The organism is Bacillus sp. CCNWLW194 (assembly GCF_037120585.1).
GTDB lineage: Bacteria > Bacillota > Bacilli > Bacillales > Bacillaceae_G > Bacillus_A > Bacillus_A basilensis.
Window position 1 is genome coordinate 161,394 of sequence record NZ_JBBBBL010000003.1, and the last position, 17,369, is coordinate 178,762.

20 protein-coding genes and 1 pseudogene are annotated in these 17,369 nt (G+C 35.0%); 7 read left to right on the plus strand and 14 right to left on the minus strand.

Annotation, left to right across the window (positions count from 1 at the left end):
- Positions 1-369 (minus strand): annotated as a pseudogene (locus tag V7S50_RS07300) (hypothetical protein); the annotation flags it as partial.
- Between the two features lie 449 nt (positions 370-818).
- Between V7S50_RS07300 and V7S50_RS07305 the strand changes: the two are divergent.
- The 4 genes from V7S50_RS07305 (at position 819) to V7S50_RS07320 (ending at position 4,922) form a co-directional block, all read left to right on the plus strand.
- Positions 819-1,793: an ABC transporter substrate-binding protein gene (locus tag V7S50_RS07305; protein WP_242252564.1), complete on the plus strand. Its 975-nt coding sequence runs from the start codon at positions 819-821 to the stop codon at positions 1,791-1,793.
- A 7-nt stretch (positions 1,794-1,800) separates the two neighbouring features.
- The gene (gene fhuB / locus V7S50_RS07310; protein WP_242252562.1) at positions 1,801-3,837 is read left to right on the plus strand and encodes a Fe(3+)-hydroxamate ABC transporter permease FhuB; all 2,037 of its coding nucleotides are present in this window, start codon (positions 1,801-1,803) and stop codon (positions 3,835-3,837) included.
- A 111-nt stretch (positions 3,838-3,948) separates the two neighbouring features.
- Positions 3,949-4,452 carry a DinB family protein gene (locus V7S50_RS07315; protein WP_242252561.1) on the plus strand — a complete coding sequence of 168 codons (504 nt, stop codon included), beginning with the start codon at positions 3,949-3,951 and terminating at the stop codon, positions 4,450-4,452.
- Positions 4,453-4,589: 137 nt separating this feature from the next.
- Complete coding sequence (locus V7S50_RS07320) at positions 4,590-4,922, plus strand: YfjL-like protein (protein ID WP_242252559.1); 333 nt, start codon at positions 4,590-4,592, stop codon at positions 4,920-4,922.
- Between the two features lie 62 nt (positions 4,923-4,984).
- Here V7S50_RS07320 and V7S50_RS07325 read toward each other — a convergent pair whose 3' ends face one another.
- The 7 genes from V7S50_RS07325 to V7S50_RS07355 all read right to left on the minus strand — a co-directional run bounded on the left by V7S50_RS07325 (position 4,985) and on the right by V7S50_RS07355 (position 10,189).
- On the minus strand, positions 4,985-5,683 hold the full coding sequence (locus V7S50_RS07325; RefSeq protein ID WP_000902927.1) for an ABC transporter permease: 699 nt from the start codon (positions 5,681-5,683) through the stop codon (positions 4,985-4,987).
- A 26-nt stretch (positions 5,684-5,709) separates the two neighbouring features.
- A complete protein-coding gene (locus V7S50_RS07330) occupies positions 5,710-6,579 on the minus strand; it encodes a DUF4097 family beta strand repeat-containing protein (RefSeq protein ID WP_242252557.1) in 870 nt (289 codons plus the stop codon).
- 37 nt (positions 6,580-6,616) lie between these two features.
- A complete protein-coding gene (locus tag V7S50_RS07335; protein ID WP_242252555.1) occupies positions 6,617-7,321 on the minus strand; it encodes an ABC transporter permease in 705 nt (234 codons plus the stop codon).
- A 34-nt stretch (positions 7,322-7,355) separates the two neighbouring features.
- Positions 7,356-7,517, minus strand: coding sequence for a hypothetical protein (locus V7S50_RS07340; protein ID WP_000931273.1), 162 nt, complete (start codon positions 7,515-7,517; stop codon positions 7,356-7,358).
- Positions 7,510-8,433, minus strand: coding sequence for an ABC transporter ATP-binding protein (locus V7S50_RS07345; RefSeq protein WP_075396084.1), 924 nt, complete (start codon positions 8,431-8,433; stop codon positions 7,510-7,512). The genes V7S50_RS07340 and V7S50_RS07345 overlap by 8 nt, the downstream gene beginning before the upstream one ends.
- 126 nt (positions 8,434-8,559) lie before the next feature.
- Positions 8,560-9,495: a HAMP domain-containing histidine kinase gene (locus tag V7S50_RS07350; RefSeq protein WP_052943419.1), complete on the minus strand. Its 936-nt coding sequence runs from the start codon at positions 9,493-9,495 to the stop codon at positions 8,560-8,562.
- 1 nt (position 9,496) lies between these two features.
- Positions 9,497-10,189 (minus strand): response regulator transcription factor, encoded by a 693-nt coding sequence (locus tag V7S50_RS07355; RefSeq protein WP_242252553.1) that lies wholly within the window; start codon positions 10,187-10,189, stop codon positions 9,497-9,499.
- Between the two features lie 168 nt (positions 10,190-10,357).
- Here V7S50_RS07355 and V7S50_RS07360 point away from each other — a divergent pair, with 168 nt between their 5' ends.
- Positions 10,358-10,531 carry a hypothetical protein gene (locus V7S50_RS07360; protein WP_063224760.1) on the plus strand — a complete coding sequence of 58 codons (174 nt, stop codon included), beginning with the start codon at positions 10,358-10,360 and terminating at the stop codon, positions 10,529-10,531.
- Positions 10,532-10,726 (plus strand): YwbE family protein, encoded by a 195-nt coding sequence (locus V7S50_RS07365; RefSeq protein ID WP_001014310.1) that lies wholly within the window; start codon positions 10,532-10,534, stop codon positions 10,724-10,726.
- A 39-nt stretch (positions 10,727-10,765) separates the two neighbouring features.
- Here V7S50_RS07365 and V7S50_RS07370 read toward each other — a convergent pair whose 3' ends face one another.
- Entirely contained in the window at positions 10,766-11,965 is a 1,200-nt protein-coding gene (locus V7S50_RS07370; RefSeq protein WP_063224759.1) for a class I SAM-dependent rRNA methyltransferase, read from the minus strand.
- Between the two features lie 293 nt (positions 11,966-12,258).
- Between V7S50_RS07370 and isdG the strand changes: the two genes are divergently transcribed.
- Positions 12,259-12,582 carry a heme oxygenase gene (gene isdG, locus V7S50_RS07375; RefSeq protein WP_060632463.1) on the plus strand — a complete coding sequence of 108 codons (324 nt, stop codon included), beginning with the start codon at positions 12,259-12,261 and terminating at the stop codon, positions 12,580-12,582.
- Between the two features lie 68 nt (positions 12,583-12,650).
- On the opposite strand, the gene srtB is transcribed toward isdG, so the two are convergent.
- The 5 genes from srtB to V7S50_RS07400 all read right to left on the minus strand — a co-directional run.
- Positions 12,651-13,415, minus strand: a complete 765-nt coding sequence (gene srtB / locus V7S50_RS07380) for a class B sortase (protein WP_016086041.1) — start codon at positions 13,413-13,415, stop codon at positions 12,651-12,653.
- Between the two features lie 31 nt (positions 13,416-13,446).
- Entirely contained in the window at positions 13,447-14,217 is a 771-nt protein-coding gene (locus tag V7S50_RS07385) for an ABC transporter ATP-binding protein (protein ID WP_063224758.1), read from the minus strand.
- Entirely contained in the window at positions 14,207-15,190 is a 984-nt protein-coding gene (locus V7S50_RS07390) for a FecCD family ABC transporter permease (protein WP_063224757.1), read from the minus strand. The genes V7S50_RS07385 and V7S50_RS07390 overlap by 11 nt, the downstream gene beginning before the upstream one ends.
- Before the next feature lie 27 nt (positions 15,191-15,217).
- Positions 15,218-16,099, minus strand: coding sequence for a heme ABC transporter substrate-binding protein IsdE (isdE, locus tag V7S50_RS07395; protein WP_242252552.1), 882 nt, complete (start codon positions 16,097-16,099; stop codon positions 15,218-15,220).
- Between the two features lie 69 nt (positions 16,100-16,168).
- Positions 16,169-17,369, minus strand: a 1,201-nt coding sequence (locus V7S50_RS07400) for an NEAT domain-containing protein (RefSeq protein WP_336375981.1), incomplete at its 5' end; no start/stop codon positions are given.

Below are 17,369 nucleotides of genomic sequence, written 5' to 3' on the forward strand. Positions count from 1 at the left end.
TGTTGGACCCGTTGCCCCTGTTATTCCCGTCGCTCCTGTTGAACCCGTTGCCCCTGTTATTCCCATCGCCCCTGTTGAGCCTGTTATTCCCGTCGCTCCTGTTGGACCCGTTGCCCCTGTTATTCCCGTCGCTCCTGTTGAACCCGTTGCCCCTGTTATTCCCATCGCCCCTGTTGGACCCGTTACTCCTGTTGGGCCTGTATCACCTGTCGGACCCGTTGCTCCTGTTAGGCCTGTGTCGCCCGTCGGACCTGTTGGGCCCAGCTTAGGAACTGTCCCATCGCAACTAAAACAGCATGAATCAACATGTACACCATTTTGATTATTACACCCACAATATCCATTTATATTATTACTCCATAAAGACATGTTGATCACTTCCTTTACATTCGATCTTTTAAGTACAATCAACGAGTTAGAAAACAACTATCTAAATAACAAAGACATACTTTGCCTAGTGGGGATAAACACAGATTTATTCCATACATTCTAGTAATTATTACATGCGATTCTCACTCTTTTTGCTTGTACTTTCGCCCCATCTCCACAGATGATTAACCACACATATTACGCTTTCGTACACAGCCAAGTTCCCATTTAAACTCCATATATTCTTCAATTTTTTTAGTAAAGGGGCTTATTCTTCATAAATAGCGACCATGATATATAAAAATCCGTATAATTTGTTGTTTTTCGTCAAAATTTTAAAAAAATATTGACACTTAAAATATCCTCATAGTATGATTTTGGTGTTATAATTGATAACTATTTTCACTTATGGTGCTAGTTACAAAAAATACTTAATTTGGGGGCAGAAGATGAAGAAAATTCTCAGTATTTTCATAGTAGTTCTTCTATTCGCTGTTGGATGTGGACAGCAAAAAGAGGAGAAAAAAGAAACAAAGACAGACGCTAAGAAACAAGCTATAACAATTAAACACGCTGAGGGGGAAACAAAATTAGATAAACCAGCGAAAAAAGTTGTTGTACTTGAGTGGGTATATTCAGAAGACTTATTAGCACTTGGTGTTCAGCCAGTAGGGATGGCAGACATTAAGAATTATAATAAATGGGTAAATACAGAAACAAAACCAGGTAAAGATGTTGTAGATGTAGGGACACGTCAACAACCAAACTTAGAGGAAATTAGCCGTCTAAAACCAGATTTAATTATCACAGCTTCATTCCGTGGTAAAGCAATTAAAAATGAATTAGAACAAATCGCTCCTACAGTTATGTTCGATCCATCAACAAGCAATAACGATCACTTTGCTGAAATGACAGAAACATTTAAACAAATCGCAAAAGCTGTCGGAAAAGAAGAAGAAGGTAAAAAAGTATTAGCTGATATGGATAAAGCATTCGCTGATGCAAAAGCAAAAATTGACAAAGCAGGCTTAAAAGATAAAAACATCGCAATGGCACAAGCATTTACTGCTAAAAACGTGCCAACATTCCGCATCTTAACTGACAATTCTACAGCTTTACAAGTTACAAAAAAATTAGGTTTAACAAACTCTTTTGAAGCGGGTAAATCAGAGGCAGATGGTTTCAAACAAACAACTGTAGAATCATTACAAAGTGTACAAGATTCAAACTTCATTTACATTGTAGCGGATGAAGATAACATTTTTGACACTCAACTAAAAGGCAATCCTGCTTGGGAAGAATTAAAGTTCAAAAAAGAACACAAAATGTATAAATTAAAAGGCGACACTTGGATTTTCGGTGGTCCTGAGTCTGCAAAATCTTTAGCAACACAAGTAGCAGATGTAATGACAGCGAAGAAGTGATTACACGATGAATAGCTTACAACATGCACTTCGAGCAAGTCTTGTATTCGGAGGAGGAGCAGCTCTCTTGCTCCTCCTTTTCTTTATTCATATCGGACAAGGTCAAGCAAATATTTCCTATAGTATGATTATTGATGCTCTTATCTCACCGAACCAATCGCTAGAGCATCAAACTTTAATCATGCTTCGATTACCTAGAGCTGTAATTGCTATTTTAGCTGGAGGTGCTCTTGCTGCATCTGGGGTCATTTTACAAACGTTAACGAAAAATCCACTTGCTGAATCCAGTACAATGGGTATTCACTCTGGTGCATATTTCTTTCTAGTAGCGGCTACAATTTTCTTACCGAAAGGTCTGCAAATTAACTCACTTCTTTTCACATTTATCGGTGGTGCTATTACTGCTTTATTTGTATACCGTATTTCTGGTGGAAAAAAGGGAACCCCACTTAGAATGGCACTAGCTGGTATGGTCGTTACATTAATGCTTTCTGCCTTTACTGGAACGATGCAACTTTTCTATGAAAATGAAACAGCTGGTTTATTTTTATGGGGAGCTGGCTCTCTTATTCAAAATAACTGGGATGGCGTTCAATTTGCTTTTCCATTTATCATTATTTCTTTCCTAGTTTTACTATTTATGTCTCGTAAACTCAACATTCTCTTACTCGGTGATGATGTTGCTGTTTCTCTTGGCGAAAAAACAGCGGTAACACGTCTTATAGCCTTCATTGCTGCAATCTTTTTAACAGCAGTAATTGTTACTGTTGTTGGACCAATCGGTTTTGTCGGCTTAGTTGCCCCTCATTTAATGCGCCTGACCGGATACCGCCAACATCTTACTCTTCTTCTCTCTTCCTTCTTATGGGGAGCCGTATTATTACTTGGAGCAGATGTTGTCGGTAGATTAATAGATCCAACCGGTGCAGAACTTCCTGTTGGGGCAGTCACGGCAATGATTGGATCGCCTTGGCTTATTTACTTAGTGTATCGAATGATGAAGTCGAAACAATATATGAATGATAACGGTGCGAATGCAGCTGGAGCTAGTTCTCGCTATTACTCTTATAAAAAGGTAATCATTATCTCTATCGTACTTTGCATTGTGACGATTGCTCTTGGTGTTACAATCGGTAGTAACGCTTATATCGAAAGCATTACAAATGTTATATCAGGACAATTAACACAATTTGATAAAAATATGATGATGAACCTTCGTTTACCAAGAATGCTCGTTGCTGCTATTGCTGGCGCATGCCTTGCAATAAGCGGGCTTGTTTTCCAAGGTATATTACGAAACCCACTCGCCGACCCTTCTATTATTGGTATTTCATCGGGAGCTGGTGTTGGTGCTTTAACTATTATGTATGTCTTCCCCGCACTTCCTGGTTTCTTCCTACCAATTGGTGCATTTATCGGCGGATTACTTGCAGTTGGAATTGTCCTCTTCTTCTCATGGAAATCAGGATTTAGCCCAACAGCTCTTGCTTTAATAGGAATCGGTATTTCAGCTCTCGGTTCAGCGATTATTCAAATCTTTATCGTTAGAGCAAATTTGAACGTTGCAGCTGCTTTAACATGGCTATCAGGTAGCACGTATGCAAGAGGATGGAATCATTTAGAAAATATCATTCTATATCCATCACTTATTCTCGTGCTTATTATCTTTTTCTTAATAAAACAACTTGATGTTCTCGTACTTGGAGACGATTTAGCAACAGGGCTTGGGCAACCAGTAAATAAAACGCGCCTAACTCTCATTGTGTTAGCAACACTACTTGCATCTGTAAATATCGCAGCTGTCGGTACGATTGCCTTTTTAGGCCTTGTCGCACCACACTTAGCGCGAATCGTCGTTGGTATGAACCATCAAAGATTATTCGTTTGCTCCGCACTGTTTGGAGCAATCCTTCTTTCCATTGCTGACTTACTTGGACGAACAATTGCATACCCGAAAGAAATCCCTTCTGGTCTTGTCGTTGCTATACTTGGAGCACCCTATTTCTTATGGTTAATGAGGAAGAGCGGGAAGAAGGTTAGTTAAAAAAGAGGCTTCTTGTTAGAAGCCTCTTTTTTATATTCGTTCTTATAGTTCAAAAGGAAACTATCTTTTTTTCACGAATGTAACTTATGAACATAACTAGGAGGGATAAATATGTACCAAACTATTGAAGGCTTCTTGCAATCATGGACATACGAGGCTGTGTCTACTCAAAAAATGCTCGATGCATTAACAGATGAGTCTTTATCACAAGAAATTGCACCTGGGCACTGGACGTTAGGCAGAGTTGCTTGGCATATCGTGACGGCAATTCCTGTTATGCTATCTGGCACAGGGCTTAAGTTTGACGGAGAAACGAAAGATTATCCCGTACCAACTTCTGCAACAACAATTGCAGATGGGTATCGTAAAGTGAATGCAGCTTTTGTTGAAGCTCTTCAAGGCGAATGGACGGATAAAGACTTAGCTACTATTAATGACTTCTTTGGTCGTCCTATGCCAAATTCTATATTTTTAATGACACTTATTAATCATCAAAATCACCATCGCGGACAAATGACGGTTTTAATGCGACAAGCCGGCTTAACAGTCCCTGGCGTATATGGCCCAGCAAAAGAAGAATGGGCTGCAGCTGGAATGGAAGCTCCTAAAATGTAACAACAAAAAAAGACAAGGGATTTACAAACCTTGTCTTTTTCTGTAACTTGTTTCATGTGAAACTATTTTTATTAAATGGTTGTTTTATGGAAAAGATAGGTTAAAATGAATACATATTATGAAGAGGAGTAACCAAATTGAATACAAAAAATAAAAAAATAGTTATGGGAACTATTTTACTAACTTCTATTATTGGAGTTATTAGTGTATCTCTTTATTTCACCTATTATGGTACCCCTTGGGGAAAACAAGCAGCAATTACTGAATCAAAAGAGTATATTACAAAATACTTTAATCTAGATGCGGAAGTCAAAAATACTTCTTACGATGCTAAAATTAATAGTTATGCCATCTCCTTTGAGACAAGTAGAGACGGAGAGTTTACTATCGAATATAAAAGTCCTAATAACTTTAATATTTCTCCAGGAGTGCAAGAGTATTTAAGCACACACTCTAAATTTACAGAGTAGTAACGAAGCATACATATACAAAAAAGAGTTGGTGTAACGCCAACTCTTTTTTCTTATTCTTGTCATACAGTTATATCTTCCTTCTCTATATTTTTAATTCCGTAATATGCAATCACAACTCCAATTGCTGCGAGTGCTAGTTGAAGGGGAAGAAAAGTTGCTGTAGAAAACGCTGGGTTGCCATTATTCATTGCAATTGTGACAACGATAAGAGATGAAACAATTGTAGTTGGCACGGAACGTTTACGCATTCCGAAATATAATGGAATTAAACTCATCCCCGCAGTTGCAATGGCTAAAGGAACTAGTTTTATTCCTTCTTGCATCAATTGATCTACTGTAAATGAATTAGGAAGAATTGAAAAATAGCTATCTATACCAAAGAAAATTCCTACTACTAAAATGTTAGATACAATAACTGTTATAAATGTTACTGTCGCTGTAATAGCCAACTTACTAGCCATCATCTTCTTTCGGTTAATGGGATAAGAAAACATGAGTAGTATTGTTTTATTTTTATATTCACCAATTATTAGCCTTGCGATTAATACACTACCAAAAACAATAAACGTTGCTCTTACTATTGTGCTAGCCATTAACAATATCGTCTCTGGATTCCTTATTTCTGCATCACCTTCTACTTGAGCGATGATGCTCACAAAGATCATTAATGCCAGTATAACAATATTTGCAATAATTGCTCTCTTCACGTACCAACCAAGCTTAAACTTTTTCAATTCTAGCTTCATTAAATGTAGCATGATAGTGTCCTCCTTCCTCCTAAGATTTAATCAATATAAATGACTCCTGTTTCACTTAAAATCTTCGCTTCATTTTTTGCATCACCAATCGTTCCTACTTTTATTTTTTCTGTATTTTTATCTTTCTTAAGTCCTTTTAAATCCACTATTACGTCAGCTGAATTACTTTTAGCCATAAGCTTCAATGATGCTGGGACACCTTTATACCGTACGCCAATATCTCCTGATTTTGTTTCTACAAATAATGATTTTCCTTCTGTCATATCTTTCAGTAATACTTCCCCAGATGTTGAAGTGATGTTCACATTTTCGTTTTTTACATTTTTCACATAATTATCGCCAGTAGTAGAAGTTATATTTACTTCTTGTAATGAACTATCTTTTAACATTAAATCTCCACTTTCGGATATGAACTCACCCTTCTCTGCCGATAGTCCTGTAATCATTCCATCTCCAGACTTGCCTTTTGTCACGATACTTTTTACTACTATATCGTTTATTTTCACATCACCCGATTTATTATTTACTACAATTTTGTCTATTGCTTTCCTCGGAATAGCTATACATATACTATTTTTCTTCCTAAACGTAAAACCATTAAAAAATTTGGTCACCTTTTGTTTTTGCTTAATCACAATTTTATTTTCGTCATTTTCTATTTTGACGGGATCTATCTTTTTATCTACTTGTTGACCTTGAGCGGAAATTACTATTTTATTAGCGTCTGTACTTTTAAATTCAATATTCCAGTTTTCATTGTCTACTTCTATTTCTTTTATATTATTGATTTCAAAAGACCTTTCTTGCTTAAAATCTTTCACCTGAAATACCTTAAAACCCAAAACCGCACTAGCAATTGTAATGACTAATATTGCAATTACTATTATTTTTTTCACCAGTCATACCCCAGTTCGTTTTTGTTTTAAGCTTGCTTCACGCCACATCAATCTTGTCGATTTTTCGATACGATAGATAACTAATGAAAATTCCTAATAAACAGAGCACGATTGGGATAGCTATAAAATCAAACATACTTACTTGACCATTTCCAGGACCAACGTTACCATTAATCAGCATACCAATTATTACTGCTGAAGTAATCGTTGTCGGTGTCGATTTCTTTCTCATTCCAAAAAATAAAGGAATTAAACTTATACCAGATATCATAAATGCACTTATAATAGTAGTTGGAACGGTAGCTATTATTTCCCCCATCGTAACAGGCGTTTCAAGTATTCCTATTATTGGATTCATACAGAATATGAGCAAACTAATAATAAATGTTGCGATTATCGTGCTCACAAAGCAAAAACTAAAAACAATTGCTAATTTCGCTCTCATTAGCATTTTCCTTTGCAGTGGGTACATAAATAGTAGCTGTATTGTTTTGTTCTTGTATTCATCAATCACTAAACGTGATAAAATAACCGATGCAAAAATAATAAATGTAATTCTAATAAAAATATTTGCTAAAGACATGTATTCCATATAGCTAGAGAACATCAACTCATCCTCTACTTTAGATGCCCATGCCATAAGACTTACCGCAGCAAAAATTGCTATAATACCAATCGCTGCTCCTTTAAAATAACTAGATAATTTATGTTTTTTCCATTCGAGTTTCATTAATTTAAACATATAAACCACGCCTCCATTCTTTATATACCTGTCTCTACACTGCTAACATTCTAATTCCAGCAGTAACTACGCTTAACATTCCTATCACTAGTAGAATTAACAACCATTTCCGCTCTGGTTTCCTATAATATAAAATTCCACTTATAAACATTACGATTAATCCACTTACCAGGTTCAGCCACAATTCATTAAGCATGAATGCCCTCTCCATCCATTACGTTTAAGAAATATTCCTCTAAGGAACTATGTTTCTTATTAATACTTTCAATTTCCACATCATTCATAATAAGTGCTTTTGAAATGGCTTGCTGAGACACTGCCGTATCATACACACGAATCATATTTCCGCTCATTATTTTATAATTTTTTATACCAAGTTTATCTTCTAAAATATAAGCTGCACGCTTCACATCAGGAACAGTAATTTCAATGTACTCTGTTTGTTTTCCGTTAATACTCTTCATTGAAACTTCTTTTATTAGTTTTCCATTTTGAATTACACCAATTGTATCCGCCATTAATTCCATCTCACCTAAAATATGACTAGAAACTAATAATGTAATGCCATATTCTTTGCAGAGCATTTTAAATAAGTCTCGTAACTCTTTAATACCAATTGGATCTAAACCGTTTATGGGTTCGTCTAAAATGAGCAATTCTGGCTTTGTCACGATTGCCCTTGCAATACCAAGTCGTTGTTTCATTCCCAATGAAAAATCTTTTACTTTTTTATTATCTATCCCTTGCAGTTTCACTAAATGTAATGCATGGTCAATTTCATTTTTATCGTAATAGCCCATATATTCACAATGTAATTCTAAGTTTTCTTTCGCCGTTAATTTATCATAAAAGATTGGATATTCAATAATTGTCCCCATTCTTTTTAATACTTCATACGATGTGTCTGTTAACTTCTCACCTAAAATTTCAATCTCACCGCTCGTCGGTTTTATTAAATTTGTAATCATTTTCATAATCGTTGTTTTACCAGCACCATTCGGTCCTAAGAAACCGTATATCTCTCCTTTTTTCACATGCATGTTAACGCTAGAAATAACTTCTTTCCCTTTAAACACTTTCGTTAACTGATTCGTTTTTAATATATAGGTCATGTCACTTTCCCCTTTCGCACTACTTTATATTTTTATAATAGACAACGGAAATCTCTTTTTTCTTACCCGTTTCTTACAAATTCCTTACGCTGAAAAAAAAGCTTGTAGAATCTACTTCTCTACAAGCTAAAACTGCATCTTTTTTAATGCAACTGTAAAAATTGTTTTTTCATACGGCTTACTAGAAAGATGAATTTTTCCATCCATCGCTTCCACCAGTCTTTTCGTAATCGTTAACCCTAAACCGCTTCCTTGGTACAATCTATTTCTCGAATCTTCAAGTGTGTACATACGCTCAAACACTTTATCAATATGAGATTCATCAATCCCTTTTCCTTTATCCCATACGTCTATATACACATTTGTTTCATCATCTCTTAACGTCATACCCAGTATCTTTCCATCGTCTCCATATGTAATTGCATTTGATATTAAATTGTTCAATACCCTACCTAATACTTCTACATTTCCAAGTGCATATATATTTCTTTCTGGTATATCAATATGAACATGAAAACCTTTCGACGTCACTAAATCATAAAAAGATAAAATCTTCTCACGACAAACTTCATTCATATTCACTTTTGTCATCTCGATTGCTTTGTCACCAGATTCTAATTTTGCTAAGTCAAAAAACTTATGAATTAGTTCCATTACTTCTAGTGTTTTCACATGCACCTTTTCAAGTAATATTTGTTGTTCTTCTTTATTCATTGTTTTATCCTTATTTAACATTTCTGTATATCCAAGAATAACTGTTAGCGGTGTTTTCAAGTCATGTGAAATATTTGAAAGCATTTTTCTCATCGAAATTTCTACTTTCGCATGATCTGCATTTGTTTTCTGTTTTGCATCTAATAATTGATTAATTGCCACTAATAATTTTTGCAATTCTCGATCATCTGTCATAACGAGTAACTTCTCGCCTGTTTGTACATTTACAATACTTTCTAACTTTTCATATGTGTATCGCAAATTTTTACTACTATTTTTTCTCATTTTATACTGTATGTAAATGACACATAACAATATAAAAATAATACCTATTAACAAATTGACCATATTACATCACTTCCAACTTATAACCGATACCCCATAACGTTTTAATGTATTCTGGATTAGATGGATCACTTTCGATTTTCTCACGCAATCTTCTCATATGAACATTAATAACGTTATCGTCACCATAATACTCTTCGTTCCAAACTAGCGTATATATTTGTGCTTTTGTAAATACACGATTTTGATTCTTTACAAACAGTTTTAGAATCTCAAATTCTTTTAAAGTAAGCTTGAGAGGTTTCCTATTTTTTTCCACAGTAAAATTAATTGGATCGATTGTTAAATCACCAATTTGAATCATCTTTTCTGTTGTTTCTGTAGCCGAATATTTCGTAGATCTCCGAATACCTGCTTTTACACGCGCCACCAATTCAATCATAGAAAATGGCTTACAAATGTAATCATCTGCTCCAAGTCCTAATCCAACAGCTTTATCAACATCTGTATCTTTTGCTGACATCATTAATATCGGAACGGCACTTTTTTCTCGAATGATGCGTACAACCTCTAAGCCATCTAGCTTTGGCATCATAATGTCGAGGATAATCAAATCAAATGAACCTTTTAAATATGTGTTCACGCCTTCTTCTCCATCAGATGCGATTGTAACTTGAAAGCCCTCTTTTATTAAATACTTTTCCACCATCTCTTGAATTGAGAGATCATCTTCAACTAATAAAATATGATGTGACATATGTCTATCCCCTTTTTACAAACGTTAACAATTCAATTGTATCGTAACTACTACAGACTTGAAACAAATATATGAATTTTCAAACCAACTTCCCTTCCTTCCTTAACAATGATATGATGAAATTCACTACGATTGTTCATAATTAACTTTATATAAAGGAGACTTATCATGTCAGAAAACAAAAAAGTAAGCTTAGCTGATTTAATGCGTGAACAACTTGCAAAGAAAAAGCAAGGAAATGGAAATAACTTAAATAATACGAACCAAAGCCAAGAAACAAAAAAATTGCAAAACCAACAAACGAAAAAAACAAACAACCAACGTAGACGTACAGGTGTATAAATGAACGGACAAAAACGTTCTAATATCGCACCCGGCCTTGAAGTTGATATTGTATTAAAACAAGATCAACGTACCGGCAAATTAACACGTGGAATTGTAAAAGATATTTTAACGAACTCTCCTTCTCATCCGCATGGCATTAAAGTGCGATTGCAGGACGGGCAAGTCGGTAGAGTACAAAATATCGTTCAATAAGAAAAGGAGCTCAAGTAAACTCGAGCTCCTTTTTCTTTATTACCCTTTAATTTTCTCGATGAAAACTACCTTTAAATAGTCTCCTTCTTTAAATTGATCGATTGTACGGAAATCTTCTGGTAAAGAATGTTCTTCTAATATTTTATATTTTCCATTCATTTCTTTAAATGCTGTATCGATAAAGCCTTTAAACTTTTTCATATCGAATGCGCTACAATTTGTAGAAGCAACGATAATTCCGTTATTTTCTGTAATGGCAATTGTTTCTTTTAATAAATTTTTATAATCTTTCGCTGCACTAAATGTATATTTTTTTGAACGCGCAAAGCTTGGAGGGTCAAGTACGACCATATCAAATTTCATCTTTTTCTTAGCTGCATATTTGAAGTAAAGAAATACATCTTCTACGATAATGTCTTGCGCTTCATAATCAACTTCATTTACACTAAACTGCTCAATCGTTTTACTTAAACTACGATTTGCAAGGTCGACACTCGTCGTTTTACTCGCTCCACCCAGGGCTGCAAATACAGAGAAAGCACCTGTATAAGAGAACATATTTAGCACTGTTCTTCCCTTCGCATACTTATCACGAATTTGTTTTCGAACGTTACGCTGATCTAAAAATACACCAACCATCGCTCCGTCGTTTAAATACACCGCAAAGTTCGCACCATTCTCTTTTACGATAAGTGGGAACTCCCCGCGCTCTCCTGCTACGAAATCATCACCTTCAATGTATTTCCCTTTCGTATCAAAACGCTTTTTCTCATAAATACCTTTAAAGTTTGCTACTTTCTGAAGAGCTGCTATGATTTCATCTCTGAAAGTATAGATTCCTTCACTATACCAGCTCACTACATAATAACCGTCATAATAATCGATGATTAAGCCTCCAAGACCATCACCTTCGCCATTTAAGACACGGAATGCTGTCGTATCATTTGATTTGTAAAATTGTTTTCGTTTATGTAAGGCAGATTTTATTTTACTTTCAAAGAAAGATTGATTAATTTGTTCACTCTCTTTTCTCGTTAAAATCCAGCCGTATCCTTTATTTTGTTTTCCATAATAACCTTTTCCGACAAAGTTGTTCTTCTCATCTACTACTTTGATGATTGTCCCTTCTTCACGGACATCATTTAGATTTTGAATTGCATCTTTTAAAATAAGCGGATATCCACTTTTAATTTCTTTTATAAATTTCGGTTTTATTTTTACAGTTACTTCTGATCGCATATAATAACTTCCTTTCCATTTGCATGCTTTCTCTATAGGAAGCATTTCAAAAACGAGACTGAAAAACAGCCTCGTTTCACTATACCATATTATTGCTTTGCTAGTACAACTCGCTCATTCTCTCGCTTAACCACCATATATTTACTACATTTTGAAATGGAAATCTTACTGTCCAAAACAATAAAAAAACTTATTTATTTTACATTTACCATTGACAATGATAATGATTTTCATTATCATTTAATGTATATGAGTTCTCGAAAACAAAGGCAATATTTATAGGAGGAATAAACATGATTATTGTTACAAATACAGCTAAAATTACAAAGGGAAATGGACATAAATTAATTGAGCGTTTTAATAAAGTAGGTCAAGTTGAAACGATGCCAGGCTTTTTAGGTCTAGAAGTTCTTTTAACGCAAAATACAGTTGATTATGATGAAGTAACAATTAGCACTCGCTGGAATGCAAAAGAAGATTTCCAAGGTTGGACGAAGAGCTCAGCATTTAAAGATGCTCACTCACATCAAGGCGGGATGCCAGATTATATTCTTGATAATAAAATCACTTACTACAATGTTGAAGTTGTACGTATGCCAATGGCTGCAGCACAGTAAACATATTTCTTTTTTAAAGTATAGAATACGAGAAGCGTTACCACTTCTCATATTCTATACTTTTTTATTTACTGTCTTTTTACTAGTTTCGCATGCACGACTAACCTTCCTGCTTCCGGATCGAGTGCATAGTCACACGTCGAAAGTGTTACGATTTGATCACTTGCTGTCAATTTTGTATCCGTTTTGTACAACGATTTTTCTTGAATTTTCTCCAAAAATGATGTGTATTCCGTATCACTGCTAAAATCCGTTTCAATGTAATAAAAATCAGTTGTTGTTGTATACACCGAGAACACTTCAAGATCATATCCTTCAAATAATGTATCGTAATATAATTTACGATGCGACATGAAGAACTCTTCATCTAACATTTTCTTTAAACTTCCAAACATAGAACCATCTTTCATACGATGACCATATAAAATAGTATTTCGATTTTGAGATTTCACATCATTACGATAGTCCATAAAGATGCTTCCTGCTCTCATATCTTCACCTTTATAATTACGAAATAAATAGTAATCATTGTCTTTCGCTTGAACGATTGGATAATTAATTTGTGTATCATCCATCGTAACCCATCCAACTATTTCTTGGTTAATTTGCTGCAGAGCCTTGAACTGTTTACGTACTTCCCCATCTTGTGATTGCTCTTCCATCGGACTTTTTTCATAAATGTTTTGTGCTTCGGCCATTACCTTACGATTTTCATAGTAATCCATGAAAATATCACCTAATTCATATACTGAATAGAAAAAGGTACCTAAAAAAACAACTGTAAGTATTCGTTGAAAAAAAGAATTCTTCTTCCGTTCTTTTTTACTACTCAAATTATCACCTCAAAACGGATTGTTCGCATATTTAAATACCCATTGGGACCATATACAACCCTGTATCTTCATCTTGCTTTACAACGACATCTACACCATATATCGTCTTTATCATACTTTCTGTCACAACATCATTTGGCTTACCTTTCGTAACAATTTCGCCGTCTTTCATAACAATGATATGATCACTATAGCGAATCGCCTGATTAATATCGTGTAATACCATAACAATCGTCAATCCATGTACTTCATTTAACTCTTTTACTAGCTCTAAGATTTCGAGTTGATAATAAATATCTAAATAGGTTGTCGGTTCATCTAAAAAGAGCATTGGTGTTTTCTGAGCTAACGTCATAGCAATCCAAACACGTTGTCTTTCTCCGCCAGATAACGCATGAATCTCTTTATCACGTTTACTTAGCAAATTCGTACATGCTAAAGCCCTTTCGATCGCTTCTCTATCTTCATTGGTTTGCGAGGAAAAAACATTTTTATGAGGCATACGACCAAAACTTGTTAATTTTTCTACCGTCATATCTGCCGGTGCTTCATTTTGTTGATGGACAACGGCTAACTTTCTAGCAAACTCTTTCGGTTTATATTGGCTAATCGCCTTCCCATCCAGTATTACCTCTCCGCTACGAGGATCGTGATTTCTTGACATCACGCCAAGTAATGTCGATTTCCCGCAACCGTTTGGGCCAATAATTGTTGTAATTTTACCAATCTCTATTTCACTACTAACCGACTTTAATCGATCCGTTACATTATCATACGAAAAGGTTACATTTTTAATTTCCATGAACTTTATCACTCTTTCTAAGTAAGAATATTAAGAATGGGCCACCAATAACTGCCATAATCGTCGCTGCTGGAATTTCGTTAGGTGGCACAATTAACCTTCCAATCGTATCCGCCGTCAGAATTAATAACGCTCCTGCAAGAGCAGAAAATGGAATTAATACTTTATGATCTGAACCGACTAGTTGTCTTGAAATGTGCGGAACGAGTAATCCTACGAAAGCAATAACACCTGCAATCGCTGTTGATACTGCTGCTAAGAGTACTGCAATAGCAGAGATAATAAGACGAACTCTCGTCACGTGTAGACCTAAGTTTTTCGCAGTCTTATCTTGTAGCGATAATAAGTTACACCAAGCTCCTACAAACAGTGCAAGAATAAGACCAATTGTTCCATACGTAACCATTATTTCTACATCGCCCCACGTCTTCATCGTTATATTAGAAGTCGTCGTTTGCTTAATACTCTTAATGAAATATCCGCAAATCGTAATGAACGATTCATTTAATCCAGTGAACATCGCATTAATAGCTATACCAACTAAAATAATGCGAAGTGGACTTAACCCCGACTTCCACGAAAATGCATAAACGAGATAACATGCAAACGCACCACCTAAAAAGGCGAATATCGGTGTCCAGAAAAAGAATTGCGGGAATAACGTAATAATAACAAGTGTCATAAAACTTGCTCCTGAAGATATACCAATTACTCCAGCATCAGCGAGTGGATTTTTCATAACAGCTTGAAAAAGCACACCCGAAACAGCAAGAGCCGCCCCAGTGAACAGCGCAATAATAATACGCGGGAAACGTAAATCTTTAATGACTTCAACATCTTCATTGGCCCCTGTAAATATCCCTTGTACAAGGTCCACTATCCCTATTTCTAAACTCCCTTTCATTGCTGACAATGATGTCATAACAATAAGCAATACAGTAACAATGAAGAAACTCCAAGTTTTTTTATTCATTCCACTCTTCCTTTATATTAAAATGCATCATGGATACATCATTTTCTTCAATTCATCTAACGCTTCTGTTGCTTCTAAATTCCCTGTCGTTCCAAATAAACGCTCTTCTAAATCGTAAACACGATTATTTTTAACTGCAGCGAAGTGTTTCCAAATATCATTTGTTTTAAATTCTTTATCAAACATTTTTACAACTTCATCAGGCATACCATGCGCTGCTCGTAAAATAATGTCTGGATCTGCTTTTTTTAAATACTCTGTATTAGAAGCTAAATACTCTACTTGCTCACCTTGTACGATGTTTTTGCCACCTAATTGTTTCACTAAATCTCCAATATAAGAATGCTCTGTTGCTACTAAATAACTTCCCGGCACACCTAATAAAATAAGCACTGTCGGTTCTTTCTTTCCTTTTACTTCCTTTTGAATGCTAGCAACCTTTTTATCTAACTTAGTTACTACTGCTTCAGCCTGTTTTTCACGTCCATATTTCTTACCTAAATTACTAATGGAATTTTGCATGTTTTTTAAACTAGTTAAGTCTACAAAGTTCGCTTTCATACCTACACCATCAAAAACTGGCTTTAATTCATATTCAAGTGTTGTCACAGATAATACTTCTGACGGCTTTAATGATTTTACCTTTTCCATATCAGGACTCATCGGATTCCCGACTTCTGGTAAACCTTTATATCTCTTTGGTAAATCTTTCGTACTTGTTGGAACACCAACTAAATCTACTTCTAACGCGTCCATAATTTCAGTAACAGCGACTGTCGTTGCAACAATTCGCTCTTTACTATCACTCTTTACCTGCTTCGCTGTTTCTTTTTTTGGTGATGAGCACCCAGCTATACTTATTAACAGAATGATAGCCATTAGTACACTTGCGATTTTCTTCACTCTCAATCACCACTCCTTTCCAAACAATATGAAACAAGTCTTGATGCACGCGAACACGCATCAAGACTCCAAAAATTACAATCTACCAGCTCTATATTTACGAACTAATAAAGCAAGTGACCCTAGCAGTAGCACCATGTATAAACCAAGTTGTGCTGTATCTGCAGTTTTTGAATTTTTCTCTTTTTTCTCACCATTACCTGTAGCTTCGTTTTTCTTCTTACCATCTGCATTTCGGTTAAAATCAGGAGTACCTACTGTTTTTACATTATCTACTTTCGGTGTAGTCACTGGATTTTTCGGATCTTTTTTTGGATCCTCTTTAATCGTTCCTAATGCACCAATATTATTTGTATCAAATTGAATTTGGACATCGTAGAAATGATGGTAGTTCATTTCATTGATATCTACTTTTACTTTTGCATTTAATTTTGCAAACAAATCACTTACTTCAAAATGCACTACTCTCGTATTTGCATTTTTATCTTCGCTTACTACTTTCGCATCAGCAAAAAGACTGTTATTTTCTGTTTGGAATTTCGTAATCCATGCACTATTTTTCAACGTCATCTCAATGTACTTTTTACCACCTTTAACGATTAATTTTGCTGGATGTACAGTATAGTCATGCATCTTTGAAAGTTCATTTGTTTTATCTTTTAACACTTTAAATGGAATATCATATTGACCATCTATTAAATTTCTCGGATCAACTTTTACTTTCGGTGTATCATTTCCACCTTGATTATCGATTATGCCTTGGTTATTATTTCCACCTTTGCCGTTGTTTTCACCTTGAATATTACTTCCACCTTGATCATTGTTTCCACTTTGATCCTCATTACCGCCTTGATTGTTACCTAAAAACTTGATGCTACCTTCATCAAATACAAATTGAACATCGTAGAAATGGTGATAATTCATTGCATCAATATCTACTTTTACTTTTGCATTTAATTTTTTAGATAAATCATCTAATTCTAACTCTACTACTTTTGTATTTTGCTCTTTATTCTCACTTAACACTTTTGCGTTACCAAAAGAGCCATTCTTCTCAAACTCAAATTTTGTAATCCATGCACTATTCGTTAATGTAAACGATACATACTTCTTACCATCTTTTACTTTTAATACACCTGGGCTTTTTGTGTATGTGTTCATCATTGAGATTTCATCTGTTTGATCTTTTAAAACTTTAAAACCAATGCTGTATTCACCATCTTTAAGAGCTTTTGGATCAATGGTTGTGTTATTACCTTGGTTGCCGTTTCCGCCT

Bases quoted from the DNA above. Each gene is read 5' to 3' on its own strand.
- V7S50_RS07305 (WP_242252564.1), top strand. From the start codon at position 819: ATGAAGAAAATTCTCAGTATTTTCATAGTAGTTCTTCTATTCGCTGTT.
- fhuB (WP_242252562.1), top strand. From the start codon at position 1,801: ATGAATAGCTTACAACATGCACTTCGAGCAAGTCTTGTATTCGGAGGA.
- V7S50_RS07315 (WP_242252561.1), top strand. From the start codon at position 3,949: ATGTACCAAACTATTGAAGGCTTCTTGCAATCATGGACATACGAGGCT.
- V7S50_RS07325 (WP_000902927.1), bottom strand. From the start codon at position 5,683: ATGCTACATTTAATGAAGCTAGAATTGAAAAAGTTTAAGCTTGGTTGG.
- V7S50_RS07335 (WP_242252555.1), bottom strand. From the start codon at position 7,321: ATGTTTAAATTAATGAAACTCGAATGGAAAAAACATAAATTATCTAGT.
- V7S50_RS07340 (WP_000931273.1), bottom strand. From the start codon at position 7,517: ATGCTTAATGAATTGTGGCTGAACCTGGTAAGTGGATTAATCGTAATG.
- V7S50_RS07345 (WP_075396084.1), bottom strand. From the start codon at position 8,433: ATGACCTATATATTAAAAACGAATCAGTTAACGAAAGTGTTTAAAGGG.
- V7S50_RS07350 (WP_052943419.1), bottom strand. From the start codon at position 9,495: ATGGTCAATTTGTTAATAGGTATTATTTTTATATTGTTATGTGTCATT.
- V7S50_RS07355 (WP_242252553.1), bottom strand. From the start codon at position 10,189: ATGTCACATCATATTTTATTAGTTGAAGATGATCTCTCAATTCAAGAG.
- V7S50_RS07360 (WP_063224760.1), top strand. From the start codon at position 10,358: ATGTCAGAAAACAAAAAAGTAAGCTTAGCTGATTTAATGCGTGAACAA.
- V7S50_RS07365 (WP_001014310.1), top strand. From the start codon at position 10,532: ATGAACGGACAAAAACGTTCTAATATCGCACCCGGCCTTGAAGTTGAT.
- V7S50_RS07370 (WP_063224759.1), bottom strand. From the start codon at position 11,965: ATGCGATCAGAAGTAACTGTAAAAATAAAACCGAAATTTATAAAAGAA.
- isdG (WP_060632463.1), top strand. From the start codon at position 12,259: ATGATTATTGTTACAAATACAGCTAAAATTACAAAGGGAAATGGACAT.
- V7S50_RS07385 (WP_063224758.1), bottom strand. From the start codon at position 14,217: ATGGAAATTAAAAATGTAACCTTTTCGTATGATAATGTAACGGATCGA.
- V7S50_RS07390 (WP_063224757.1), bottom strand. From the start codon at position 15,190: ATGAATAAAAAAACTTGGAGTTTCTTCATTGTTACTGTATTGCTTATT.